Origin of the sequence: Micromonospora rifamycinica (assembly GCF_900090265.1) — a bacterium.
GTDB lineage: Bacteria > Actinomycetota > Actinomycetes > Mycobacteriales > Micromonosporaceae > Micromonospora > Micromonospora rifamycinica.
In genome coordinates this window covers 2,325,262-2,351,269 of sequence record NZ_LT607752.1, presented here as the reverse complement: position 1 = coordinate 2,351,269, position 26,008 = coordinate 2,325,262, and the positions used below count along the sequence as shown (strand labels likewise).

The window sequence follows — 26,008 nt, the reverse complement described above, 5'->3', positions numbered from 1 at the left end:
GACGGTCACCCGGCGACCCGGTCCCAGCTCACCGGCAGCGTCTCCAGGCTGCGTACCACCAGGCCGGGCTTGAACCGCAGCTCCTCCTCGGGCACCGCCAGGCGCAGGCCGGGCAGCCGGCGCAGCAGCGCTCCGAGCGCCTCCTGCAGCTCCATCCGGGCCAGCGCCGCCCCGAGACAGTGGTGCGGGCCGGCACCGAACGCCAGGTGCGGATTGTCGGCCCGGCCCAGGTCGAGGGTGTCCGCCCCGGCGAACACCGACGCGTCGCGGTTCGCCGAGGCGATCGCCGGGAGCACCGGGGTGCCGGCCGGCAGGCGTACCCCGCCGAGCTCCACCTCCTCGGTGGTCACCCGGGGCAGCAGCACCCCGTTGTCGCCGAGCTGGATGAACCGGGACAGCTCCTCGACCGCGCGGGCCACCGCCACCGGGTCGTCGCCGCGCAGCCCGGCCAGCTGCTCGGGGTGCCGGGCCAGCACCAGCAGGAACAGGTTGAGCTGGTTGGTGGTGGTCTCGTGGCCGCCGACGAAGATGCCGGCGGTGACCGAGACGAGTTCCCGTTCGGTGAGGTCGTCGTGGGCATCCCAGGCGGCGATCAGCGCGCTCATCAGGTCGTCGCCGGGGTTGCGGCGACGCTCGACGATCATCTCGCCGAACGCGTCGAGGGCGGCCTGCGGGGCCGCCGGGTCGGCGTCCCAGTCCCCGACGAGCGCGTCGGACCACTGGCGTACCCGCTCCTGGTCGTGCTCCGGGATGCCGAACAGCTTGCTGATCACGTAGATCGGCAGGGGCGCGGACAGGTGCGGGATCAGGTCGGCCGGCGGACCCGCCGCCACCAGGTCGTCGATCATCCGGTCGACGAGTGCGGCGACCGTCGGGCGCAGCGCCTCCACCCGGCGGACGGTGAACGCGTGCGACACCGCCCGGCGCATCGTCGTGTGCCGGGGCGGGTCCATCCCGATCAGCGAGTCCTCGGCCAGTGACCCCAGCTCCCGGGTCGGGCGGTCGGGGCCGGCCGCGGCGGCCCGGCTGAACCGGTGGTCGGTGAAGACCCGGCGCACGTCGGCGTGCCGGGTGGCGAGGTAGGCCGACGCCCCGTCGGGCAGCGCGATGGGCGCCACCGGGCAGGTCTCCCGCAGCCGGGTGTAGTCCGGCGACGGGTGGTAGATCGTGGGCGCCGGAGCGAGCGGGTAAGGAATGGGCGACGGCTGCGTCATCAGTGACTCCTAGGGTGGTCCGACAGGCCGGTGGATCAGCTCCGGGTGGACGCGGCGAGGGCCACCAGCGCCGGCACCACCTCGGCGGGGGTGGGCATCGCGTGTACCCGGTCCCGCATCAGCGCCGCGGACTCCCGCCAGTGGCCGTCGCCGATCAGCTCACCGACCAGCGCGCGGAGGGTGTCGTCGTCGGCCCGCGCCGGGGACAACCAGGTCCCCGCGCCGGTGACCGCCAGCCGTTCGGCGTTGAAGTGCTGGTCGCTGACCTGCGGCAGGACCAGCTGCGGCACGCCGAGGCCGAGTGCCGTCATGGTGCTGCCCGCGCCGCCCTGCTGCACCAGCGCGGCGCAGGTCGGCAGCACCAGGCGCAGGGCCAGCGGGGCGTCGACCAGCCGGACGTTGTCCGGCAGCGGGCCGAGCCGGGCCTGTTGGGCCGGCTCGACCAGCACCACGACCTCCACGTCCAGCCCGGCCACCGCCCGGATCACCCGGGCCAGGCCCAGCCGGTCGTCGAGCCCGACCCCGGCCATCATGGTGCCGGCCGTGACGCAGACCCGGGGCCGGTCCGCCGGGCCGTGCAGCCAGGACGGCAGCACGGCCGGACCGTTGTACGGCACGAACCGGACCGGCCGGCCGGGGCGGGCCGTCGGCACCTGCATCGGCGGTGGCACCGGGTCGAGGGTCAGCGCACCGGTGAGTGACACGTCGGAGGCGGCGAGCCCGAACCGGCCGGCGAGCGGGCCGAGCACCGACTCCGGGTCGAGCCGGAGGGTGACCGAGGAGTCCGGCCCCCACAGGTGCAGCACGCCGGGCACCCCGAGCGCGGCGGCGGCCACCGGGGCGGCGAGGTTGAACGGCTCCCAGACCATCAGGTCCGGCCGCCAGGCCCGGCCGAAGCCGACCAGGTCGTCGAGGAGGGCGTCGGCGAACCGGACCACCCCGCCGTCGGCGGTGATCGCCGGTTCGAGCGGGTCGTCCTGTTCGGGGGTGGCCGGGTCGGGGGTGGCGGGCACCGCCGGAGCCGGGGCGGCGGGTAGAGCCGGGTCGGGGGCGGCGGGTCCGGCCGGGTCGAGGGCGCCCACCGCGCCGATCCGGCCCGCGAAGGCCTCGGCGAAGTCGAGGTCCCGGCCCAGCGGCACCGCCGCCAGCCCGGCCGCGGTGATCGCCGGCACCAGCGAGGGATGGCTGGCCACCCGCACCTCGTGACCGGCCGCCTGGAGCGCCCAGCCGAGCGGGGCGAGGCCGTAGAAATGCGACCGCCAGCCCCACGTCGTCAACAGGATCCGCAAAGCCGCAGTCAAGTCCGCCTCATCCGCGCACGCCAACCGGGCAGTTCCGGTGCACAGATGCTAGGCGATGGATGTCCCGACCCGGAAGGTCGCCGGTGGTACCGATGGATATTGACGCCGGACGTACCGATGGCCGAGTCTTACCCGATGCCCGATGTGGACCGCCGGCCGGCGGGTGGCAGCTCGCCATGACCGTCGTCTCCGAGCTGCGAAACTACCCGTTCGAGCCGTTCACCGGCGACCTGCCGGCCGAGCTGCTCGACATGGTGGTGTCCGATCCGGTCAGCCGGGTGCGGCTGCCCGACGGCCGCCCGGCCTGGCTGGTCCTCGGCTACCAGGACTGCTGCACGGTGCTGGCCGATCCCCGGTTCTCCCGGCTGCCGTTGGGGGCGACCGGCACCCCCGACGGGGGCGGTCCCCGTGAGCTGAACATGGACGGTCCGGCGCACGCGGTCGTCCGCCGGGTGGCCAGCCGGGCGTTCACCGCCCGCCGGATCGACACCTTCCGCCCCCGGGTGCGGCGGCTGGTGGACGGGCTGATCGACGACCTGCTGGCCGGTCCGCGCCCGGCCGACCTGGTCGCCGCGCTGGTCGCGCCCCTGCCCGTGTACGTGGTCTGCGACGTGCTGGGGGTTCCGGTCGCCGACCGGCCCCGGTTCTACGGCTGGATCGAGGGGCTGAACTCGGTCACCGCGTACGGTTCCGCCGACGCGGCCACCGCCCAGGCGGAGCTGCGGGAATACCTGGCGGGGCAGCTGGACCGCAAGCGGGTGAGCCCCGGCGACGACCTGCTCTCGGCCTGGGTGCTCGGCCGGGACGCGCACGAGCTGGTCGACGCCGAGCTGGTCGAGCTGGCGATGGGGGTGCTGCTCGGCGGGCTGGAGATCAACTCCACCAGCGCCGGGCTGCGTGCCCTGTTCCAGCACCCCGAGCAGTTGGCGAAGCTGCGGGCCGACCCGGGGAAGCTGTCCTCGGCGACCGACGAGATCCTGCGCTATACCTCGGTGAGCAGCATGTTCCGGGTCCAGGTGGTCCGCGAGGACCTCACCCTCGGCGGGGTGGCGATGCGGGCCGGGGACTGCGTGATGGCCATCCCGTGGGCCGGCAACCGCGACCCGCGGGTCTTTCCCGACCCCAACGTCTTCGACATCGACCGGGTGCCGACCGTGCCGCACCTGACCTTCGGGTTCGGGCCGCACTTCTGCCTGGGCACGGCGCTGGGCCGGATGCAGGTCGAGCTGTCGGTCGGCGAGCTGCTGCGCCGGCTGCCCGGGCTGGCCCCCGCGCTGCCGGTCGAGGAGATCCCGTGGCGGCACGACCGGATGAACGGCGGCATCGCGTCGTTCCCGGTCACCTGGTGACCGGGGACGACGCGGGCCGGGAACGACGTGGACCTGGTTCCCGCGCGGGTGGCCGACGTCGCCGCCGGCCGGGTGGTCAGTAGTTGTCCACCGCGTTGACCCGGTCCGGCCAGTACCGCTGACCGGGTGCGGCGACGTAGTGGTCCCAGCGGGGCGCGTCGCCGGTGGGGTGGTCGCCGAGCACGGTGATCCGCTGCCCGCGTCGTACCCCCTGGTAGTCGTTGATCGCGTAGTGCTGGGTGACCCGGTTGTCCCAGATCGCCACGTCACCGACCCGCCAGCGGTACCGGCAGGTGAACTGCGGCCCCTCGGAGAACCCGAACAGGTACTCCAGCAGCGCGTCGCTCTCGTTGCGGCTGAGCTGCGGGATGTGCGAGGTGAACAGCCGGTTGACGTACAGCGAGCGGCGGCCGGTCTCCGGGTGGACCCGGACCACCGGGTGCTCGGCCCGGCTGGTGAACTCGTTGCCGATCCGGATGACGTGGATGGCGGTCAGCCCGTCGAGGAGGTCCCGCAGCGGTGCGGAGAGCGCCTCGTACACCTTGCACTGGTTGGTCCACATGGTGTCGCCGCCGGTCTCGGGAAGCTGGACCAGGTGCAGGATGGAGGCGATCGGCGGGCTCTGGTGGAAGGTCATGTCGGTGTGCCAGACGTCGACCTTCCCGCCGTCCTCGGAGTCGATCACGACGATCTCCGGGTGCCCGTCCAACCGGGGCAGGTACGGGTGCAGCTCGACCTCGCCGAAGCGCCGGCCGAAGGCGATGTGCGCCTGGGGTGTCAACCCGGTCTGGCCGGCGACGAAGACCACCTGGTGCTGGAGCAGCAGCCGGTGCAGGTGGGCGAACCCCTCGTCGGTCAGGGTGTTGAGGTCGATGCCGTGGACCTCGGCGCCCAGGGCGCCCGCGACGAGCCGTACCTCCGGCACGAGGGAAGTGGTCATCGGTGGTTCCTCCGGTCTGGGCGGGGGGCCGTCGGCGCATTGTTCCACGGGGATGAATGGGTTCTCCACCGTCGTCGACGGGTCGCACCGGCCCCGGGAGCATCCGGGCCGCCGGACGGCATCCACGCGAGGGGCATTGTGGACGCGCGGCGGGACAGGGAGGCTGTCCGGGTGACGATCGAGAACCCCACCGGGGACGACCCGGCCGCCCGCCTCGCCCGACTGACCGACCTGGCCACCCCCTTCGCGGTCCGCACGGCGGTGACGCTGCGGGTGCCGGAGCGGATCGCGGCCGGCGTGACCCGCCTCGACAAGCTGGCCGCCGCCTGCGACGCCGACCCGGACGCGCTGGGTCGGCTGCTGCGCTACCTGGCCCACCGGGGCGTCGTGGTCGAGGCGTCGCCGGACGAGTTCACCCTGACCGACGTCGGCGAGCTGCTCTGCGACCGCGACGGCGGCGGGCACGGCGCCTACCTGGACCTCGACGGTCTGGGCGCCCGGATGGACCTCGCCTACACCGGGCTGCCGCACGCGGTCCGCACCGGCGGCCCCGGCTACCAGGCGGTGCACGGGCGGGACTTCTGGGCGGACCTCGACGCCCACCCGGCCTACCGGGCCTACTTCGACGCGCTGATGCTCAGCCAGCAGCGGTTCACCGCGCCCCAGGTGGCGGCGCTCTACCCGTGGCAGCAGGTGGGCCACGTCGTCGACGTCGCCGGAGGTGCCGGCGGGCTGCTGCGGGAACTGCTCGACACCCACCCGCACCTGCGGGGCACACTGGTCGACCGGAGCGAGCCGGTGGCGACGGCGGCCCGGGCGTTCGCCGAGCACGGGTTGACCGGGCGGGTCGACACCGTGGTCGGGGACTTCTTCGCCGAGTTGCCGGCCGGGGCCGACGTCTACGTGGTGTCCCGGGCGCTGACCGACTGGAGCGACGCCCACGCGACGGCGATCCTGCGCCGGTGCGCCGAGGCGGCCGGGAGCACCGGGCGGGTGCTGGTGGTGGAGGTGCTGCCGACCGACCCGTACGTGCCGCACCGGTCTCCGTACGACCTGCAGATGCTGGTGCTGGTGGGTGGCCGGGAGCGGGGTGTGCCCGAGCACGTGGCGTTGGCGGCGGCGGCGGGTCTGGCCCCGGTGCGGACCTACCGGGGCACCGACGGACTGACCCTGTTGGAGTTCGCCGCGGCTGCCTGATCCGCCGGTCAGCGATCAGACTTTCGTACCTAATCTCATCGATCTGTGTGACGCACGGTGAGCGGTGCAGCGGATTTCTCTGCCCATCAACCGATTTGCTGGCGAACAGGGTTACGACATTCGTGTTTCTCCATCGTCGGGGTGGTTTTCCGATGGTTGTTCGGGGCGGGACCGGCAGGTAACGTCTCGCGTGCCGGCTGGGCCGAGCCTTTGCGAAAGGGTCGACACGCTATGACGGTTACTGGTTTCACGCGCTATCCGCCCTTCATCGACGACCTCGCCCGCAGCGAATCGGGGCGGCTGCTGCGCGCGGAACTCGAGCGCCGGTGGCCGGAGACGACCGACCAGTTGGTCACCATCGCCCGGTACGCCCTGCTGCCGGCCGGCAAGCTGCTCCGGCCGATGATGACGCTGCACGCGGCGGAGGCGGTGGGCGGGTCACCGTCCGCCGTCCTGCCCGCCGCACTGGGGATGGAGTACCTCCACGTCGCGACGCTCGTGCACGACGACATCATCGACGCCGACACGCTGCGGCGGGGCCGCCCCGCGGTACCGGTCGCGTTCGGAATCCCCGACGCCATCGTGGTGGGCGACCACCTCATCTTCACCGCCTTTCAGTCCATTGTGGAAGTAGGTGCGACGGCACCCCCCGGGCAGGTCGCCGCCGCCGTCGCGGCGCTGGCCGAGGCGGGCCGCGACCTCTGCCGGGGGCAGCTGCTGGAGACGCAGCTCGTCGGCGACCTGGACGCGGGCGCGCAGTGGTACCCGGAGATGATCCGGTTGAAGACCGGCGCGCTGTTCCGCGCCGTGTGCCACGTCGGTGCCCTGCTCGGCGGGGCCGACCCGCAGCTCGCGGCCGGGCTGGCCCGCTACGGCGAACACCTGGGCATCGCCTTCCAGATCCGCGACGACCTGCTGTCCTACGTGGCCACCCCGGAGCAGACCGGCAAGCCGGCCACCAGCGACCTCAACAACGGGCGGCCCACCCTGCCGCTGCTGCTCGCCTACGACACGGCCACCGACACGGCGCGGGTGGAGCTGATGGCGGTGCTGCACCGACGGGGAGCCGGCCCGGGGGACGTCGAGTGGGTCGCCGGCCTGCTCGCCGAGGTCGACGCGGTGCGGGACGCCCGCCGGCAGATGGTCGAGCACGCCGAGCGGGCGCTGGCCGAACTCTCCCCGCTCACCCCCTCGCCCAGCGTCGACGTGCTCGCCGGCATCGCGCACTGGATGACGAGCGAGACGGCGTGAGCACGGCCGGCGTCACCCGGGCGCTGCGGGCACACGTCGAGACCTGGCGGCCGTACACCCTGTGGTACGTCGGGATGGTCGGCCTCGCCGGCGCGGCCCTGACCGACGGCCCGCACCACCCGTGGCTGCTGGCGTCGGCCTGGGCCGCCCCGACCGCCGGCTGGCTCGGCGGGCACTACCTCGGCGACTACTTCGACCGGGACCTCGACGCCGGGAGCAAGCCGCACCGGCCGATCCCGTCCGGCCGGCTGCGCCCCGGCACGGCGCTCTGGTGCGGCAGTGCCTGCTTCGCCGTGCTCGCGCTGCTGGCCGTGCTCGGCGGCTGGGGCACCACCGCCGCCGCGCTGCTCGCCGCGTGCGGCATCGTCGCCTACAGCAGCTGGGGCAAGGCGCGCGGCATCGCCGGCAACCTGGTCCGCGGCGCGCTCGGCGCGATCGCGCTGCTCTACGGCGCGCTGACCGTCGGGCTCCCGGGGGACACGGCGTCGACCGTGCCGGTGCTGCTCGCGTCCATGGTGGCCTTCTGGTCGCACGACACGATGTCCAACCTGGTCGGTGCGCTGCGCGACATCGACGGTGACCGGGCCGGCGGCTACCTGACACTGCCGGTCCGCCGGGGCACGCCGTTCGCGGTGAACACGGTGCTGGCCCTCTACGCCGTCACCGTCGCCGCCGCGCTCACCGCCGGTCTGCTGGCCGGGCCGTCCGGGCGGCCCGGCTACCTGGTGACCCTGCTCGTCGTGCTGGCCCTGGGCGGCACCGCCCTCGCCCCGCTGGTCACCCACCGCGCCGACATGCCCGTCCTGGTGGCGCTGCGGGCGCACGCCGTCCTGGTGGTGGAGCGGGTCGTGCTGGCCTCGGCCCTGGTCGGGCTCGGTCTCGGAGTCGGGCCGCAACTGGCGCTGGCCCTGCCGATGGTGGGGCTGACCTGGTGGTCCCAGCGCCTGATGCGGACCCGGCACGAACTCGGCACCGGACGACCGGTCCGTACCCTGACCACCCCTCGCAGAGCCGCCCTGGAGGACGTGTCATGACCGCTGTGCCCACCGAGGCCGTCGACCGGGCCATCGCCGACGGCGCCGAGGCGCTGCTGCGTCGGCAGCGCCCCGACGGGGTCTTCGGCGACGACCCGCCGGCCTCGGTGCTGGGCACCGCCGGATCCGTGGCCGCCCTGCACGCCGCCGACCCGGTGGGCAGCGCCGACCTGGTCGACGCCGGCACCGACTGGCTGCGCCGGCAGCAGCACGCCGACGGCGGTTGGGGCGGCGTGGTGGGGGCCGACAGCGAGGTCGTCGCCACCGCCGTCGCGGTCGCGGCGCTGGCCCTGACCGCGCCGGCCGCCAGCGCCGAGGCGATCACCGCCGGCCGCGCCCGGCTGGCCGCGATGGGCGGCGTCGACACGGTGACCGATCCGGCCATCTCGCTGCTCTGCCGGCAACTGCTCACCATGGCCGGGCTGACCACCGAGGCCGGCCCGCTGCGCCGGCTGCCGCTGGAGATCGTGCTGTTCGACCGGGTCCGCCGGCAACGGCTGTCGTTCCGTACCGCGCCGTTCATCGGGCTGGCCCTGATGCAGGCCGACCTGCTGCCCACCGGCCGGCTTCGCCGGGCCACCCTGCGCCGGGCCCGGCCGGTGGCGCTGCGGCTGCTACGCGCGATCTACGACCACGAGGGCCGCACCGGCGCGCTGAGCGAGGACCCGTGGCCCGCCGCCCTGGTGCTGCTCGGCCTGGCCCGCTCCGGCGAGGCGCCGGACATCGCCACCGCCGTCGTCGGCTGGCTGCGCCGCGCGGTCCGCCCCGACGGTGCCTGGGACGCGGTGCGCAACCTCGACCTGACCCGCTCCGGGTACGCGGTGACCGGGCTGATCGCCGCCGGGTACGCCGCCGACCCCCGGCTGCGCCCCACCCGGGACTTCTTCCACGCCACCCAGAAGCCGACCGCCTTCACGGTGCTGGACGTGCCGGCGGGCGGGTGGAGCTACTCCAACGTGGGCGGCTGGCCGGTGACCCTGGAGTCCGCCGAGATCCTCTCGGCGCTCGCCGGCTACCCCGACGCCGCCGACGATCCGGTGCTGCGCCGGGGCCTGGCCTGGCTGGTCGGCCGGCAGGACAGCCGGGGCTCGTGGAGCCTGTGGGTACGCGACACCAAGCTCGCCAACGACGGCCCGTGCCCCGCCATCACCAGCCAGGCGGTGCTCGCCCTGCACGACGCCGGTCACCCCGACGACCACCCGGCGGTCGCCGCCGGCGCGGCCTGGTTGCTGACCGCCGCACGCCCCGACGGCAGCTACGAGAACCTCTGGTACCGCGACCACACCTCCGGCACCGCCGTGGTGGTGGCGGCGCTGTCCCGGGTCGGCCACGCCCGGCACGACGTGGTCCGGCGGGCGGTGCGCTGGCTGCGTGACACCCAACTGCCCGACGGGTCGTGGGGGCCGGGCGACGGCACCGCCGGGTCGGTCGAGGAGACCGGCTGGGCCGTACAGGGGCTGCTGGCCAGCGGGGATCCGGAGGCCGCCGGGGCGGTCGACCGGGGGGTGGGCTGGCTGCTCGCCGCCGCCGGGCCGGACGGTGGCTGGCCGGCCACCCGGGTCTGCAACTACATCCGGCACCACCTGCGGTACCCCAACGCGGTGATCACCCAGGCGGTCGCGCTGCGGGCGCTCGGGGAGTACCGGCGCGCGGTCGCCGGCCGGTCGGGCGTCGCACCCGGCGTGGTGGCCCGGTGAACGCCGACGTCGTCGTGGTGGGCGCCGGGGCCGGCGGCCTGGCCGCCGCCCGCGCCCTCGGCGGGCGGGGGCTGCGGGTGCTGGTGCTCGACCGGCAATCCACCCCCACGTCGATCGCGAAGGGCGAGATCCTCCAACCCGAGACGGTACGCATCCTCGACGGCTGGGGTGTCCTCGACGCCCTGCGGGCCACCGGCGCGTGCCCGGTCGACCAGTTGGCCATCCGTGACCCGCAGGGCCGCCCGCTGCTCGCCCTCGACTACCGCGCCCTGCCGGGCAGCCACCGGCAGATCCTCTGCGCCGACTACGGCGACCTGCGCGGCGTGCTCGCCGACGGGCTGCCCGGCACCGTGACGGTCCGGTGGGGACAGCGGGTCACCGGCCCGCTGCGCGCCGCCGACGGCCGGGTGACCGGGGTCCGGGTCACCGACGGCGACGGCGAGCAGGAGATCCGGGCGGCGCTGGTGGTCGCCGCCGACGGCATGTCCTCACCGCTGCGCAAGGCGGCCGGCATCACCGTCGAGCGGCGGGAGTACCCGCACGGCCTGGTCGCCTTCGACGTGGCCGGGGTCGAGGTGGCAGACGAGGTGTCGGCCTACCGCACCGACCGGGGGCTGTGCTTGGTCTATCCGCTACCCGGCGGGCGCTGCCGGGTCTACGTCCAGGTGACCCCGGACGAGTTCCGCGGACGCAGCGCCGCCGACCTGACCGACTGGTGCGACCGGCTGCTCGCCGAGGTGCCCGCCATCCGGCCACTGGGCCCGGCGCTGCGGGCCAACCTGCACCGGCGGCAGCTGCTGGCGGTCTACCGGCTGCGGGCGGCGCGGCTGACCGTGCCGGGGCTCGCCCTCGTCGGCGAGGCCGCCCATGCGGTGCACCCGATGGCGGCGCAGGGCGTCAACAGCTCACTGGCCGACGCCGAGACCCTGGCGGCCACCCTCACCGCCGGGGGCCACCCGGACGACGCCGGGGTGGACCGGGCGCTGCGGGACTACGACGCCGCCCGCCGGCCCCGCCTCGACCACGTCGCGACGGTCAGCCACAGCGCGGCCCTCATGCTGACCAGTGTGTCCGGGCTGCCCCGGCTGCTCGGCGGGCGGATGATGCGGCGTACCGCGGCGAACCCCCGGCTGCTCGGGCTCACCGCCGGCAACCTGTCCGGCACGGCCGTCCGGCCGCTGTCCCTGGTCGACCGGATGTACCAGCTCGGGCTGCTCGTCGACCGGAAAGCCCATCGAACCGCCCCGCCGGCCCCGCAACGAAGTGAGCGACGATGACCACTGCGCCGACCCTCGGCACCCACCCGCCGGCCGACCTGTCGATGAACGAGACGCCGTACCCGCCGCTGCCGAGTGTCCGGCGACTCGTCGAACAGGGTGCGGGCGCGCTCCAGCGGTATCCGGACCGTACCTCGTCGGCGCTGGTGGCCGCGTTGGCGGGCCGGCTGGGCGTGGGGCCGGAGTCGATCGTCGTCGGCCCCGGCTCGGCCGGGCTGTGCCAGCACCTCGTGCAGGCGCTCGGGCCGCGGCCGGAGGTGGTCCGTGCGGCCCTGTCCTTCGAGGGCTATCCGCTGATCATCCGGAACGTCGGCGCCCGGGACGTGCCCGTGCCGATGGACGGCTACCGCCACGACCTGCCCGCGATGGCCGCCGCGGTGACCGGGCAGACCCGCTGCGTGCTGCTGTGCAACCCGAACAACCCGACCGGGGCGGCGCTGCGCCGCGACGAGATCGAGGAGTTCCTGGCGCGGATCCCGGCCGACGTGCCGGTGATCATCGACGAGGCGTACCGGGAGTTCGTCACCGACCCGCAGGTGCCCGACGGGATGGACCTGTTCCGCGCCCACGACAACGTCTGCGTCCTGCGGACCTTCTCCAAGGCGTACGGGCTGGCCGCGTTGCGCGTCGGCTACGCGGTGGTGCCGTCCCGGATGACGCCGGCGGTGGCGATGACGGGCGCGGTGTTCTTCCCGAACAGCCTCGCCCAGGCCGCGGCGGTGGCGAGCCTGGACGAGGCGGTCACCCCGGAGCTGACCCGGCGCTGCGCCGAGCTGGCGGCGGCGCGTGCCGGGCTGGTTGACGAGCTGCGCGGGCTCGGCCTCACCGTGGCCCCCAGTGAGGCGAACTTCGTCTGGCTGCCGCTGGGGGAGCGGTCGGCGTCGTTCGCCGAGCAGGCCCGGCAGGCCGGCATCCTGGTGATGGCCCTGCCCGGAGTGGGCGTCCGGGTCACCGTCGGCACGGACGAGGCGAACGCGCGGCTGTGCGCGTTCGTCCGGACCGCGTCGGCCGCCGGGGTCTGAGCGCGGGTCGGCGTGCGCTGAACCGTGCCGGCGACCGGTCCGGCCCGCGTCGGCCGTCGGGTGCCGCTCACCGCCCGAGGTCGGGTCGCCCGTCGTCCGGGGTGCCGGTGCCGTCCCAGCCGACCAGGCAGAGGTACCGCAGCTCCGGGTCGTAGTCGGCGGCCAGCACCGGGCCGGACAGCGGTGCGCCGACGGCGGGCCGGGGCCGCTGCGGGCCGGCGGTGAGCTGGTCGAGCAGGGTCCACCACAGGCCGGTGACCGGCTGCCCCGGTGGCGTCACGGTGACCCGCTCGGTGGGGTGCGCCGGCCAGGCCGCGGCGAGGTCGGCACCCAGCACCACCCGGGTGTCGGACCACCCGCCCGACAGGGTGGCCAGTTCCGCCCTGGCCAGGGCGGCGACGTCACCGGCCGCCACGTCCGGGTGCTGGCGGAGCACGGTCATCCGGGCGCTCCCGCCGGGTCCGGCCGGCAGGGTCGGGGTGGCGGTGTGGAGCAGGGCGACCCCCTGGTGCCGGGCCGGGCCGGGCGTCCGGGTGCGGTAGGGCAGGACCGCCTGCTCGACGGCGATCAGCAGGGCGCGACCGCCCGACGCCGCGTACGCCTGGGCGATCCGCAGCCCGCTGAAGGGCGCTGCCGAACCCTGGTCGCAGACGGCGAAAGCGAGCGGATTCCCCGGGCAGACGTGGCTCAGGTAGGTGGCGGTGGCCCGGCCGGGCAGCATGTCGTGACCGGAGAACGCCAGCACGAGCAGGTCCACCGGCTCGTCCGGGGAGACGAGCCCCCGGACCAACGCCTCGGCCATCTCCGCGTAGGACTGGCCCGGCGACCCGGACGCCGGGTCGAACAGGCCCGCCGGCAGCTCCTGGCCGTCCTGCCGGGCCAGGTCGGCCAGGTAGCGGCGGGACCGCTCCCGGTGGGCCGGGTCCGCCAGCAGCGTGGCCGGGCCGGGGAAGGCCCGCCGGGCGGCCCGGGTCAGGTGCAGGTCGGTCGGGGCTGCTGCCGGCACGGTTCTCCTCACCTCACGCCGGCCGGCGGGGTGGCCGACCGGTCTCCTGCGACATCCGGTCAGTGGGTGAAGACCATCGCGGCGAACGTCGCCCCGTCCCCGGCCCCGACGGCCGCGACCAGGTAGTGGTCCCCCGGCCGCAGCAGGCCGCGCTCGCACGCCGTCCGGTAGTTGACGAACGCGTCCGCGCAGAAGACGTGGCCGGTCTCCCGGACGTTGTCGAGCAGCACCCGGTCCCGCGGAAAGCCGAGCAGCCGGCACAGCCGTTGCCAGGTCACGACGTTGACGTTGTGCGGCAGGACGAGCCGGACGTCGTCGAGCGCCACCCCGGCCTCGGCCAGTGCCCGGCCGATCACCTCCGCCAGCGCCGGCCGGTACTCGCGTTGGAACTGCGCGCCGGACGCGCCACCGGCGACGTCGAACTCGCCCCGCTGCGCGCACGCGTAGCCGAGCAGCCGGTCCCGTGGGCCGTCGGTGCTGACCAGGCACGCGGACGCCCCCTCGCTGAAGATCGAGGTCTCCGGGATGAACTCGGCATCCCGGGTGAACGCCTTCTCCCCGGTGAGGACCAGGGCCAGCGGCCCCTCGCCCGGCCCGGGCCGGGCCGCCGGTTCGGCGGCCAGGAGCCGGCCGGCCAGCTCGATGGCGAGCAACGCGCTGGCACAGGACTGCTGGGTCAGGGTGAGGGCGACCGCGTGGCCGAGCCCCAGGGCGCGGCAGACGTCGTGCAGCGGATTGGCCGGGTACGGCACCACGACCGGGAACGCCCGCCCGTACAGCACGAACCGGACCCGGTGCTCCTGCCCGCGCAGGGCGGCGAGCCGGGTCGCCGCGCCCAGCAGCAGGTCGTGCAGGGAGAGGTCGGGATCGCGCCGCACCTGGTCCAGGCCGTGGAAGCGGCGGAACAGCCGGACCTGCATCTCGGTCAGCCCGAGCGGCCCGGCCAGGCTCTCGATCGGGACGCGGCGCTGCGGCAGGTGGACCGAGACCGCGTCGAGCGCCGTCATGCGGCCGGCGCCGGGGTGCTCCGGCGACCGGCGACCGTCCGGGGACCGGATGGCGTCGGGGCCGGTCGGTGGGTGCCCGGAGCGAGGGCCGCCCGACATCCGCCCACAGTGGAGGGTGCCGTCCGCGTCCGTCGCCCGTCGACCACCACGGGCTGAATCCCATCAGCGGCCCCCGCCGATGTCAACGCGTGCCAGAATATCGACGTGGCCCGCTTCCTCTTCGTCGTGCTGCCGGTGGTGTCCCATCTCAACGCTCCGCTCGCCATCGCCCAGGCACTCGAGGCGGCCGGGCACGAGGTGGCCTGGTGCGGGCCGCGCAGCGACCTGCGTCCGCTGATCGGCCCGGACGCGACGCTCTATCCCACCGGCAAGCGGTACTACCGGCTCGACGGCGAGTCCGGGATGGCCTCGGTGCGCAGCCTCTGGGAGGGGCACGTGCTGCCGGTCAACCGGTTCATCCGGGACGCGGCCGACCGGGCGGTCGCCGACCACCGCCCCGACGTCGTCGTCGTCGACCAGTACGCGCTGGCCGGCGCGTTGGCCGCCCACCGGCACGGGGTGCCGTGGGCCACCTTCTGCGTGGGCACCCTGGAACTCACCCCGCCGACCTGGGAGATGCCCGAGTTCACCGACTGGGTGCGGGCGCAGCTGCCCCGGGTCTGGGCGATGACCGACCTGCCGGTCGACGAGACGATCGACCTGCGGTTCTCGCCGTATCTGGTGATCGGTCTGACCAGCACGGCGCTGACCGGCGCGACGCCGCTGCCGGCGCAGTGCGTGCTGACCGGCCCGGCCCTGGGCCACCGGCCGGACGCGCCGGGCTTCGCCTGGAACGCCTGGGATCCGGCCCGCCGGCACGTGCTGGTCACCGTCGGCACCATGGCCGAGCACCTGGCCCGGGACTTCTACCAGCGGATGATGGCGGCGACGGCGCCGCTGGCCGACCGGGTGCAGGTGGTGCTCACCGCCCCGCCCGACCTGGTGCCCGACCCGCCCGCGCACGTGCTGGTCGCCCCCCGGGTGCCGGTGCTGGAGCTGATGCCCCGGCTCGACGCGCTGGTCTCCCACGGCGGGCTGGGCACCGTCAGCGAGGCGCTGGCCCACGGCGTCCCGGTGATCGTCGCGCCGATCCGGCACGACCATCCGGCGGTGGCCCGCCAGGTGGTCGAGGCGGGCGCCGGCATCGAGGTCTCCTTCGGCTCCGCCACCCCGGCGGAGCTCACCGCCGCGCTCACCGCGCTCCTCGACGAACCGGGCTACCGGGCGCAGGCCCGCCGGGTCGGCGCGTCGTTCGCCGCGGCCGGCGGTGCGGTCGCGGCGGCCCGGCACCTCGCCGCCCTGGCCGCCCGGCACATCGACCATTGTCCTACGGGTACGGCGCCACTAGCCTGACCTGACGCTCCCGCGCGGAGGTCGCCGTCCACGGCCGACACCGACGTGGCCCGGCGTCGTCGCCGTACGAGGAGGCTCGATGATCGAGGCCACCGGCCTGCGCAAGTCCTACCGGGTCGGGCGTGGCCGCAAGGCCGGCACGGTCGAGGCGGTGCGGGGAGTGGACTTCGCCGTGGGGCGCGGCGAGATCGTCGGCTTCCTCGGCCCCAACGGCGCGGGTAAGTCCACCACCCTGCGGATGCTGGCCACGTTGATCCGCCCGGACGGGGGGCGGGCGACGATCGCGGGCGTCGACCTGCTGCGGGCACCCGCGCAGGTGCGCCGGCAGATCGGCTTCGTGGCCCAGTCCAGCGGCACCTACGACGACTCGACCGCCCGCCGGGACCTGGTGCTCCAGGCCCGGCTGTACGGTCTGACGAAGGCCGAGGCGCAGCAGCGGGCCGAGGCGGCGATCGGGGCCTTCCAGCTCGACGACTTCGCCGACCGCCGGATCCGGACGTACTCCGGTGGGCAGCGCCGACGGCTCGACGTCGCGCTCGGGGTGATCCACTCGCCCCAGGTCATCTTCCTGGACGAGCCGACCGCCGGGCTGGACCCGCCCAGCCGGGTCCGGATGTGGCAGGAGGTCCGGCGGCTGCGAGCGGAGGGCATGACGGTCTTCCTCACCACGCACTACCTGGACGAGGCGGACACCCTGTGCGACCGGGTCTCCATCATCGACGGTGGGCGGATCGTCGCCGAGGGCACCCCGTCGGATCTCAAGCGGGAGATCTCCGGGGACGTGGTGGCGGTCGACCTCACCCGGGCCGACGTGGTGGACACCGACGCCGACTCCGATCTGGCGGCGGCCGGCAAGCTGCTCGGCGAGCAGCCCTACGTGCACTCGTCCGAGACCGTCGACGGCACCCTGCGGCTCTATGTGGACAGCGCGGCGACCGCCATCCCGCAGATCATGCGTACGCTGCTGGGCCGCGGGATCGAGCCGGGGGCGATCGAGGCCCGCCGGCCCAGCCTGGACGACGTCTTCCTGGCCAAGACCGGCCGGTCGCTCGAGGAGTGACCGGCCGGCACGAGAGGAGCCGCAGTGAAACTGGTCCGGGACACCTGGCTGATCTTCCAACAGGAGGTCGGTCTGATGGTGCGCAACCCGGTGATGGTGGCGTTCAGTCTGGCCCAGCCGATCACCTACCTCGTGCTGTTCGCCCCGTTCCTCAAGGTGGTGATGGTCGACCGGGGGGCCTCCACCTACGCCGACGCCTACCGGATCTACGTGCCCGGCCTGTTCGTGGCGATGGGCCTGTTCGGTGGCCTGTTCGCCGGCTACGGGCTGCTCAGCGCCCTGCGGGCGGGCATCATCGACCGGTGCCGGGTGACCCCGGTCAGCCGGACCGGCCTGCTGCTGGGCCGGGCCATGATGCACGTCTGCCTGAACGTCGTGCAGGCGGTGATCATCACGATCGTGGCGCTGCCGTTCGGGTTGCGGGTGCACCTGGGCAACCTGCTCATCTCGTACGCGCTGCTGTCGGTGATGGTGCTGTTGAGCACCTCGATCTCGTACGACATCGCCCTGCTGGTACGCAACGAGAACAGCCTCGGTGTGCTGGTCAACACGGTGGGGCAGCCGGTGTCGCTGCTCGCCGGGGTGCTCATCCCGCTCGTCCTCGCGCCACTGTGGATCCAGCGGGTCGCGTTCTGGAACCCCTTCTCCTGGGCCACCAACGGGATGCGGGCGCTGTTCAACGGTCAGCTCGCCGATCCCGTGGTCTGGCAGGGCGCGTTGATCATGATCGGGCTGGCCGCGGTCAGCCTGGTCTGGTCGTCGCACCTGTTCAACCGCGAGGTCTCCTGAGCCCGACCGGGTGGCCATGATTGATGTTGGCCATTGTCTGCCGCTGGTCGGCGCTCTAGCCTGAGCGTGTCCCAGATCGGCCGCCGCGCCGCCGGTGCGCTGCCGTGAGCGTGTCAGGTGAGGAGACAACTCGTTGGGTGCCGACAACTTCCGGGCGACGCTCGCGGCCGACATGGAGCTGGGGGCCGGCAACGTGCTGCTCCGGCTGGCCGAGCACGGTGCCGACCCGGACTCGCCGCGGATCACCTTCGACGTCGACGTGGACGGCATCCCCGCCTGGACGCCGCTCTCCCTGGCCACCCTGACCGAACGGGTCGCGGCACGGGCGGACTGGTTCCGCCGGCGCGGCATCGGCTGGCGCGACCCGGTCGCGGTCTACGTGACGTCCGCGCCCGACGTGTTCCTCAACTTCCTGGCCCTGACCTGGCTCGGCGCGATCCCGGCCCTGATGAACGGCAACATGCCGATCGAGCTGGCGGCCGAGTTCATCCGCCGGCTGCGCGGCGTCGGGGTGGTGCTCGACGCCGACCACGCCGCGCTGCGCGAGCACGACCTGGGGGCGCCGGTCCTCGGTGACGCCGCCGAGACCGGCACCGGCGACCCCGGGCAGGCCCCGCCGCACTACCGCCACCACCCCGAGGACCCGGTCGTCATCACCCACTCGTCCGGCACCACCCGGGTGCCGGCCGCGATCGTCCACTCGCACCACGGGCTGTTCGCCGCCATCCGGGCGGTCCGGCTCACCGAGTCCCGCCCCTACGGCGAGGTACGGGAGCTGTCCGTCCTGCCGGCCGCGCACACCGCCGGCATCATCACCGTCAACCAGGCGCTCTGCAACGGCTACCAGCTGCTCTACCTGTCGGCGCAGGGCGGTCCGTTCGAGCGCAGCGCCGAGACGATCCTCGACGCCATCGAGCGCTGGCGGCCGACCGGCGTCTTCGGCTTCGCGGTGACCTGGTCCGAGCTGGCCCGGCACGACCTGAGCACCCGCGACCTGAGTTCGGTGCGCAACTGGTTCAACACCGGGGACTGCGCCCACGAGTCGCACATCCGGCGGCTGGTCGCCGTCGGCAGCCACCCCGCGTACACCCGGCAGGGCATGGTCGACGTGCCCGGCTCCAAGTTCGTCGACATGCTCGGCTCGACCGAGATGGGCCACGGCGCGTTCCGGATCAGCCACCGCCTCGGCAGCGACCGCTACGACCGCTGCGTCGGCAAGCCGTACCCGTTCGCGCAGATCGCCCTGCTGGACGTCACGACCGGCGAGGAGGTCGCCGAGGGGCAGGTGGGGCACGTCGGGCTCAAGTCGCCGACGCTGGCGATCGGGTACTGGAACGACTCGGTCAACACCTTCCGCACCCGGCTCAACGGCTACTACCTGACCGGCGACCTGATGTACCGCGACCCGGACGGCAACTACCACCATGTCGACCGGGCCAGTGACGCGGTCGACCTGGGCGACGGCAACTGGCTCTACACGGCGCTGTCCGAGGAGCGCATCCTCAAGCACTGCCCGGACGTACGCGACTGCACCGTCATCGCGGTCCGGGAGGCCGACGACCGCATCGTCACCGAGGCGCTGCTGCTGCTCGCCGACGACGCCGATCCGACGGCCGACCGGTCCGACCAGGTCCGCGCCGCGCTCGGCCCGGTGGTCGGCGGGACGCTCCGGCGGGTGGTCACGGTGCCGGCCGACGGTGTGGTGATGGGTCCGACCGGCAAGGTCCGCAAGTTCCTGATGCGTCAGCGGCTGCTGGCGGACGCGGGCGCACCCGCCACCCCCTGACCCCCTCCACCCCCAGCGCCGGCGGTGATCTCCTTGCGGTGGGTCCGGCCGCTATGCCCGTGTGGCATAAGGCTGTCTACGACAACCACTTCCCGGCCCGCCAGGGAAGGTCTCGTGCGAGTTGCCCCGCTCCACCATCGGGCGGCCAGGTGTCGAGGTCTCCGGCCCTACCGGCGGGTGGGCCGACGGCATCGGCGCACCCCGCCCGGATCTGTTCGGGCGGGGTACGCCGATGCCGGCCCGGGCGGGTCAGCCCAGTCGGGACTCGATCGCCTCGATGATGCGGGGGCGGAGTTCGGCGGCCCGGACCACCGCGTCGACCGACCCGACCTCGACCGCGCGCTGGATGTTGTGCACCCGGTCGAACTCGGCCGCGACCTCGCCGAGCTTCTCCGCGCGGACCGCCGCACGGATCTCGTCGAGTTCCGCGGTCAGCGCGGCCCGCTCGGTGCCGGTGGCGGCTGCCACGCGGCCCTCCAGCTCACGGACCCGCAGGTCGGCAGCGGTACGGGCGTTGACGTCACCGGAGAACACCACCGCCGCGGCCGGAGCGCCGCCGAGCACCGAGGCGAACGAGCCCTCCAGCGCCAGCACGGTCATGTTCGGGTTCAACGCCTTGGAGAAGACCACGAACGCCCCGCCGTGGTACCGGGAGATCACGCAGAACACGATGGGTCCACGGAAGTTGACGATCGCCCGGCCGATCTCGGCCCCGTACTCCAGTTGCAGCTTGCGCATCGACTCGGGTGAGCCGTCGAAGCCCGACAGGTTGGCCAGCACCACCAGCGGCCGGTTGCCGCTGGCCGCGTTGATCGCCCGCGCGGCCTTCTTGGACGAGCGGGGGAACAGGGTGCCCGCGGTGTAGGTGTCCGGGCCGTCGGTGGGCGGGAAGCCCCGCCGGGGCACCGACCGCGACTCGATGCCGAGCAGGCAGACCGGGATGCCGCCGAGGTGGACGTCCTGCACCACCGCGGTCTCCGCGTCGGCCATGCCCGCCCAGCGCTCCAGCACCGGGTGGTCCTGGTCGGCCAGGGCCCGCATCACCGTGCGGATGTCGAACGGCTTCTTGCGGTCCGGGTTCGCCGTCGCGGAGAAGATCTCCCCCACCGTGGTGAAGTCACTGCCGGCCACGGTGTGCGGGAAGACGGTGACGTCCCGGTCCACCGGGTCGATGGTGGTCGCCCGGCGCGGCGCGTCCTCGCCGGGAGCGACGTACGTGTGGTCGTAGTACGCCATCAGCACGTCCCGCGCCGCCGTCAGGTTGGGCGCCCAGTACTGCGCCTGCCCGTTCGGACCCATCACCCGGTCGTAGCCGCCGATGCCGAAGTTGTCCTCGGCGGACACCCCACCGGAGAAGTCGAGGGACTGCTTGCCGGTGAGCACCATCGCGGCCTCCGGCGTCATCACCAGGATGCCCCGGGTGTGCATGAGCATCGTCGCCTCGGCGTTCCAGTACGGCTGGGCGCCCACGTTGATCCCCGCGACGACGATGTTGATCTCGCCGCCGTCCTGGGTGAACTCGACGATCCGCTTGAGCGCCGCCGCCACCCAGTCCATGTTCTCGGTGCCGGAGGTCATCGAGATCCGCGCGCCGGCCGACAGGGCGTACCACTCCAGCGGCACCCGCAGCCGTTCGGCCAGGTCCAGCGCGGCGATCACCCGCCGGCACTCGCCCTCGGAGAGCGCGCCGAGCGACTTGGTCGGGTCGCCGAGCAGCACCACCCGGGTCACCCCCTGCGGGTGCCTCGGCGTCGGCGTGGTGACCACACCCGCGACGATCGCCGCCGTGTTGCGGCCCCGGGGCCGGTCCACCGGCACCAGCGCGTGGTCGTCGTCGAGGTCGTGCTCGACGAACCTGCCGAGCAGCCCGGTCAGCTCGTACGGGTACACCGTGTTGCGGCTGCTGGCCCGCAGCACCTTGAGCCGGTAGTCGTCGAGCGGCTCGACCGGGTCGGCCGGCGGCTCGCCCATGGTCAGCTCGGCTCCGCCGGTGGCGTCGAAGGAGATCCGAACCGAGATCTTGGCCAGCTCGCCGGTGCGGCGGTCGCGCTGCCGCGCGATGAAGAGGATCTCCTCAAGCCCGGCGCCCACCGTGGTCGGCCGGACCCGCTCGGCGATCATCTCCATCTCCTCGCGGGTCAGGTCGCTCGGCGGCCAGACGTAGATGACGATCCGGTTGGTGTTGAAGCGGGTCTTCGACGGGCGGCGGGTCTGCGCCCGGCGGATCGAGTCCAGGCAGGTGGCGACGATGTCCTCGGCCGTCGGCAGGGCCACCAGCCGGCCGTCCTGCTCGCGCAGCGGGGTCAGGTCCCGCACCTGGGCGAACGCGACGAGCCGCTCGTCCGACGGGTTCTCCCGCGCCACGGCCTGGAAGAGGTAGACCTCCTCGTCCGACGACGGCAGCCGGGTCAGGTCGAACTTGCGCAGCCGCTCCAGCTGCATCCGCTGGGCGATGTACGGGTGCAGGCCCCGGATCAGCCGCTCCTCGCTCATCCCGGTGCTCGACGGGCGGAACGTGAAGTGGTGGTGCATCACCGCGCCGCCCCGCCCGGCCACCGTGGTGGTGAGCCGGCGGACCTGGGACGGCAGCGGGTGCGCGTTGACGACCTCCAGCAGCGCGGCGGCCATCGCGTCGAAGTCCTCCGGCTGGTTCTCCCAGCCGAGGTAGATGTCGGCGTCGACGGCGGAGCCGTCCCCGGCCAGCTCACCGAGCCCGCGCAGCGCGTCGCCGAGGGCGTCGAAGCGTACCGCTGCGGAGACCAGGCTGGAGTCGGCCCGCTCGGCGACCACGAACGTGCAGTCGGCGACCCGACGGGTGCGTACGTCGGTCAGGCCCTTGTTGCCGTAGTACCGCCGGGTCAGCACCTCCAGCATCACCGCGTTGTCGAGGTGGTGCCGGACGAGCCGCTGGCCGAGCACCCGGACCAGGGGCTCGGTGCTGCGGACCATCTCCGCCACCCGCTCGGCGCGGTCCGCCGAATCCGGGTGCGCGTCCAGGTGGCGCAGGTGCCGGCGGACCGAGGCGTACAGCCGGGCCCGGTTGCGCAGTAGCAGCGGCTGGGCGAACCAGGCGAACACCACCCCGCGTGCCAGGTCGGCGACGACCGGGAAGCGGACCTGCGTCGCCGCCACCAGCCGCTCCAGCGCGAGGCCGGCGGGCTCGCGCAGCACCGCGTCCGGCGGCGGTTCGCGCAGCCAGGAGCGCAGCAACGTCGCGACGACAGTGGCGTCGGCGGCGGCCCGCTGCTGGGCCAGGAAGATCCGGAACACGGCGGCCTCCAGGGCCGGGGTGCGCTCCAGGTCGGTGACACCGTAGTGGCCGAGCGCCTTGGCCAGCTTGGCCTGGAAGGGTGCCGGCAGCCCGGCCCGCTCGACGTCGAGGCTCTGCAGGTAGGTGTGGAAGTACTCGCGGGCGCTCGGGACGTGGCTGTCGCCGCTGCCGTCCTCACCGGTCAGCCGGTTGCGGCTCAGCTCGGCGAGGTCGGCGAAGACGTCGACGAGGTCGATCTCCTCGGCCAGCGGGCGGTGGCCGTCCTCGATGGCGGCCCGCCGCGCGGCGAGATACTCGTCGAGCACCCGGCCGTCGTCGTGCGGGTCCATGTCGAAGCCCAGCAGCAGGCCGCGCAGGTCCTCCTGGCCGCGTCGGGACCGCTCGACCGCCGGGGCCAGGTCGGGCGCGACCGGTAGGTCCAGCTCGACCGGTGGGGCGGTGGGGGCGTCGGTCGGCTCGTCGGTGTCGTCGGCCAGCGGCTCCAGCCGCAGCAGCGCCGCGCCGGCCTCCACCTGGCTGCCGACGGAGACGCCGCACTCCTTGAGCCGGGCGCGGAACGGTGCCCGCAGCACCGTCTCCATCTTCATCGCCTCCAGCACCAGCACCGGTGCGCCCGCCTCGACCTCGCCGCCCACCTCCACCGGCGTCGCGACGACCAGCGCGGGCATCGGCGAGCGGATCACGCCGCCCTCGTCCCGGCCGACCCGGTGGGTCACCCCGTCCACCTCGACCAGGTGGATCGCCCCGTGCGTGCCGGTGAGCAGCCGGTACCGGGCGCCGTTGACGGCGATCTGCCCGGTGTGCCGGTCGAACCGGTCCAGCTCGACGTCGGCGGTCCGCACGTCGCCGCCGGCCTCGATGCCGACCCGGAACCGGTGCGCGCCGATCCGGGCCACCCGCATCCGGTAGCCCACGCCGCGCAGTTTGAGGTCCAACGGGCGGCCGCTGGCGTGCTGCACCTGCGGGCGTCCACCGAACGCCGTGGACAGCAGCCGCTGCTGCTCGGCGCGCTCCTGCTCCTCGTACGCCTCGATCGCGGCGGCGGCGAGCGCGACGGCGGAGTGCCGGTGCGACACGAGCCGGCCCTCGCCGCGGACCCGGTCGATCCAGCCGGTGTCGGCGCTGGCGTCGATCACCTCGGGCTGGTCGAGCAGGTCGAGCACGAAGCTCTTGTTGGTCGCGCCGCCCTCGATGATCACCGTGGTGTCGGCCATCGCCCGGCGCAGTCGGCCGAGCGCCTCGTCCCGGTCCCGCCCGTACGCGATGATCTTCGCGATCATCGAGTCGAAGTCGGCCGGGATGGTGTCGCCCTCGCTGACCCCGGTGTCCACCCGGATGCCGGGGCCGGCGGGCAGGTCCAGCCGGGCGATCCGGCCCGGGGCGGGGGCGAAGTCGCGGTCCGGGTCCTCGGCGTTGAGCCGGGCCTCGATGGCGTGCCCGCGCTCCACCGGCGGCACCCCGTCGAGCCGGCCGCCCGCCGCGACGTGCAGCTGCGCCTTGACCAGGTCGAACCCGGTGGTCAGCTCGGTGATCGGGTGCTCCACCTGGAGCCGGGTGTTGACCTCCAGGAAGGCGAACAGCCGGTCGCCCGGGTGGTAGAGGAACTCGACGGTGGCGGCACCCCGGTAGCCGACCGCGACGGCCAGCCGCTCGGCCGAGGACTTGAGCTCGGCCGTCTGCTCCGGGCCGAGCACCGGTGAGGCGGACTCCTCGATGACCTTCTGGTTGCGCCGCTGCACCGAGCAGTCCCGGACGCCGAGCGCCCAGGCGGTGCCCTGGCCGTCCGCGATCACCTGCACCTCGACGTGCCGGGCGCCGGTGACCAGGCGCTCCAGGAACACGATCCCGCTACCGAAGGCGCGGGCCGCCTCCTGGCTGGTGCGCTGGTAGGCGTCGGCCAGCTCGGCGTCGCTGGTGACCACGCGGATGCCCCGCCCGCCACCGCCGGCGGTCGCCTTGAGCATCAGCGGGTAGCCGATCTCGGCGGCGGCGGCGATCGCCGCCTCCAGGGTCTCCACCGCGCCCCGGCTCCACGGCGCGACCGGCACGCCGACCTCCTCGGCGATCAGCTTCGCGCCGATCTTGTCGCCGAGCTTGCGCATCGCGTCCGGGCTCGGCCCGACGAAGGTGATGCCGATCTTCTCGCACAGCTCCGCGAAGGCCGGGTCCTCGGCGACGAAGCCCCAGCCGACCCAGGCGGCGTCGGCCCCGGTCTCGACCAGGGCGTGCTCCAGCCGCTTCAGGTCGAGGTACGGCCGGGCGGACGCGGGACCGAGATCGTAGGCGATGTCGGCCTCGCGGACGAAGGTCGCGGCGCGATCGACGTCGGTATAGAGGGCCACGGTCTCGATCCGGGTGTCGGTCTGCGCGGCCAACTCTCGGACCGCGTGAATGAGGCGCATCGCGGCCTCACCCCGGTTGACGATGGCGACACGGCTGAACACCCGATCGACTCCTCCGGTAGATCCACGAGTACGCGCCGCAAGGCATCGACCCCTGACAGCGATCACCCTTCCGGGTGCCGGCCGGTAGCGCCATGTCGTAATCACCGAACCCTGAGCGGTGACCGTTGTAGGAAACCCACAAAAGTTTTTGGTCTTCCCCGCCCGGTCCGCCGGGCTCCACGCCGTCCGGGCAGCTCGCGGGGCTGGGCGGCGGTGGGGCGGTGGGACGGGGGTCAGTGGCCCCCGGCGGCGGGTCCGTCGGGCGTCGACGCCGCCGCGACCTCCCGACGGCGGGCCACCGCGATCAGCGTCGTGCCGAGGGCCAGCAGCGCCCCGGCCACGACCAGGGCCACCGCCCCGTTGACCCGCAGGGTCAGCACCGCGGCGACGAAGGCGCCCAGCCCCATCGCGGTGATCGCCCCGAACCGGCGCAGCCACGCCGTGCCGGGACCGCCGGCCGCCCGGCTGTCGGCGGAGAGGTTCACCATGGTCATGGTCACCACGACGGTGGAGAGGTCCCGGATGCCGATGTGCTTGACCGCCGCGGCCTGCGCGCCGAGCACCAGGGCGAGCAGGGCGGTGACGACCAGCATCGTGCCGTGCGCCGGCGGGCCGGTGGCGAGCCAGATGCCGGCCAGGACGAGCGACAGCACACTGCCGCCGACCAGGATGGCCAGGCCGGCGGCGGGCAGCTTCGCCGGCCCCGATGCACCCCGGGTCAACCGGGCAGCGAGCACCGCGCCGAGCATGAACGCCAGCAGCGCCAGCAGGTTGTTGAGCACCGGCAGCCCGGACACCCCGGCCAGCCCGAAGCCGATGAAGAGCACGTTGCCGGTCATGTTGCCGGTGAAGACCCGGTCCAGGGCGAGGTAGCTGACGCCGTCGACCGCCCCGGTCGCCGCGGTCAGCACCAGCAGCGGCAGCTCGTACCTCTTCGTCATGGCCCTTCCGATGATCGTTTCCGGCCGGGA

At 74.0% G+C, this 26,008-nt stretch carries 18 protein-coding genes; 11 read left to right on the top strand and 7 right to left on the bottom strand.

What is annotated here, in order from left to right; all coding sequences use genetic code 11:
* Positions 1-5: 5 nt before the first annotated feature.
* Positions 6-1,214, bottom strand: coding sequence for a cytochrome P450 (locus GA0070623_RS09330; RefSeq protein WP_067305029.1), 1,209 nt, complete (start codon positions 1,212-1,214; stop codon positions 6-8).
* Positions 1,215-1,249: 35 nt separating this feature from the next.
* Positions 1,250-2,503, bottom strand: a complete 1,254-nt coding sequence (locus GA0070623_RS09325) for a nucleotide disphospho-sugar-binding domain-containing protein (RefSeq protein WP_172898382.1) — start codon at positions 2,501-2,503, stop codon at positions 1,250-1,252.
* Between the two features lie 188 nt (positions 2,504-2,691).
* Here GA0070623_RS09325 and GA0070623_RS09320 point away from each other — a divergent pair, with 188 nt between their 5' ends.
* On the top strand, positions 2,692-3,864 hold the full coding sequence (locus GA0070623_RS09320; protein ID WP_067305032.1) for a cytochrome P450: 1,173 nt from the start codon (positions 2,692-2,694) through the stop codon (positions 3,862-3,864).
* Positions 3,865-3,940: 76 nt separating this feature from the next.
* On the opposite strand, the gene GA0070623_RS09315 is transcribed toward GA0070623_RS09320, so the two are convergent.
* Positions 3,941-4,804, bottom strand: a complete 864-nt coding sequence (locus tag GA0070623_RS09315; RefSeq protein WP_067305034.1) for a TauD/TfdA dioxygenase family protein — start codon at positions 4,802-4,804, stop codon at positions 3,941-3,943.
* Positions 4,805-4,975: 171 nt separating this feature from the next.
* Between GA0070623_RS09315 and GA0070623_RS09310 the strand changes: the two genes are divergently transcribed.
* The 6 genes from GA0070623_RS09310 to GA0070623_RS09285 all read left to right on the top strand — a co-directional run bounded on the left by GA0070623_RS09310 (position 4,976) and on the right by GA0070623_RS09285 (position 12,282).
* On the top strand, positions 4,976-6,001 hold the full coding sequence (locus GA0070623_RS09310; RefSeq protein WP_067305093.1) for a methyltransferase: 1,026 nt from the start codon (positions 4,976-4,978) through the stop codon (positions 5,999-6,001).
* Positions 6,002-6,232: 231 nt separating this feature from the next.
* The gene (locus GA0070623_RS09305; protein ID WP_067305038.1) at positions 6,233-7,252 is read left to right on the top strand and encodes a polyprenyl synthetase family protein; all 1,020 of its coding nucleotides are present in this window, start codon (positions 6,233-6,235) and stop codon (positions 7,250-7,252) included.
* Positions 7,249-8,286 (top strand): UbiA family prenyltransferase, encoded by a 1,038-nt coding sequence (locus GA0070623_RS09300; protein ID WP_084261170.1) that lies wholly within the window; start codon positions 7,249-7,251, stop codon positions 8,284-8,286. Before GA0070623_RS09305 ends, GA0070623_RS09300 begins: the two co-directional genes overlap by 4 nt.
* A complete protein-coding gene (locus GA0070623_RS09295) occupies positions 8,283-9,983 on the top strand; it encodes a prenyltransferase/squalene oxidase repeat-containing protein (RefSeq protein ID WP_067305041.1) in 1,701 nt (566 codons plus the stop codon). Before GA0070623_RS09300 ends, GA0070623_RS09295 begins: the two co-directional genes overlap by 4 nt.
* Positions 9,980-11,260, top strand: coding sequence for an FAD-dependent oxidoreductase (locus GA0070623_RS09290; RefSeq protein WP_067305044.1), 1,281 nt, complete (start codon positions 9,980-9,982; stop codon positions 11,258-11,260). Before GA0070623_RS09295 ends, GA0070623_RS09290 begins: the two co-directional genes overlap by 4 nt.
* A complete protein-coding gene (locus GA0070623_RS09285; RefSeq protein WP_067305047.1) occupies positions 11,257-12,282 on the top strand; it encodes an aminotransferase class I/II-fold pyridoxal phosphate-dependent enzyme in 1,026 nt (341 codons plus the stop codon). The genes GA0070623_RS09290 and GA0070623_RS09285 overlap by 4 nt, the downstream gene beginning before the upstream one ends.
* 67 nt (positions 12,283-12,349) lie before the next feature.
* Here the strand turns inward: GA0070623_RS09285 and GA0070623_RS09280 are convergent, their stop codons facing one another.
* Together GA0070623_RS09280 and GA0070623_RS09275 are read right to left on the bottom strand one after the other, a co-directional pair.
* Complete coding sequence (locus tag GA0070623_RS09280) at positions 12,350-13,288, bottom strand: serine/threonine-protein kinase (RefSeq protein WP_172898381.1); 939 nt, start codon at positions 13,286-13,288, stop codon at positions 12,350-12,352.
* A gap of 59 nt (positions 13,289-13,347) precedes the next feature.
* The gene (locus tag GA0070623_RS09275) at positions 13,348-14,394 is read right to left on the bottom strand and encodes a 3-oxoacyl-[acyl-carrier-protein] synthase III C-terminal domain-containing protein (protein WP_231932724.1); all 1,047 of its coding nucleotides are present in this window, start codon (positions 14,392-14,394) and stop codon (positions 13,348-13,350) included.
* Positions 14,395-14,499: 105 nt separating this feature from the next.
* On the opposite strand from GA0070623_RS09275, the gene GA0070623_RS09270 reads away from it, so the two are divergent.
* From GA0070623_RS09270 to GA0070623_RS09255, 4 genes are all read left to right on the top strand, one after another.
* Positions 14,500-15,687, top strand: a complete 1,188-nt coding sequence (locus GA0070623_RS09270; protein ID WP_067305050.1) for a glycosyltransferase — start codon at positions 14,500-14,502, stop codon at positions 15,685-15,687.
* Between the two features lie 79 nt (positions 15,688-15,766).
* Entirely contained in the window at positions 15,767-16,747 is a 981-nt protein-coding gene (locus GA0070623_RS09265; RefSeq protein WP_067305052.1) for an ATP-binding cassette domain-containing protein, read from the top strand.
* A gap of 24 nt (positions 16,748-16,771) precedes the next feature.
* On the top strand, positions 16,772-17,536 hold the full coding sequence (locus tag GA0070623_RS09260; protein ID WP_067305055.1) for an ABC transporter permease: 765 nt from the start codon (positions 16,772-16,774) through the stop codon (positions 17,534-17,536).
* Between the two features lie 133 nt (positions 17,537-17,669).
* Positions 17,670-19,322 (top strand): class I adenylate-forming enzyme family protein, encoded by a 1,653-nt coding sequence (locus GA0070623_RS09255; protein ID WP_084261171.1) that lies wholly within the window; start codon positions 17,670-17,672, stop codon positions 19,320-19,322.
* 249 nt (positions 19,323-19,571) lie between these two features.
* Here GA0070623_RS09255 and GA0070623_RS09250 read toward each other — a convergent pair whose 3' ends face one another.
* Positions 19,572-25,037 (bottom strand): ATP-binding protein, encoded by a 5,466-nt coding sequence (locus tag GA0070623_RS09250; protein ID WP_067305059.1) that lies wholly within the window; start codon positions 25,035-25,037, stop codon positions 19,572-19,574.
* Positions 25,038-25,270: 233 nt separating this feature from the next.
* Positions 25,271-25,978: a YoaK family protein gene (locus GA0070623_RS09245; RefSeq protein ID WP_067305062.1), complete on the bottom strand. Its 708-nt coding sequence runs from the start codon at positions 25,976-25,978 to the stop codon at positions 25,271-25,273.
* Positions 25,979-26,008 lie beyond the last annotated feature (30 nt).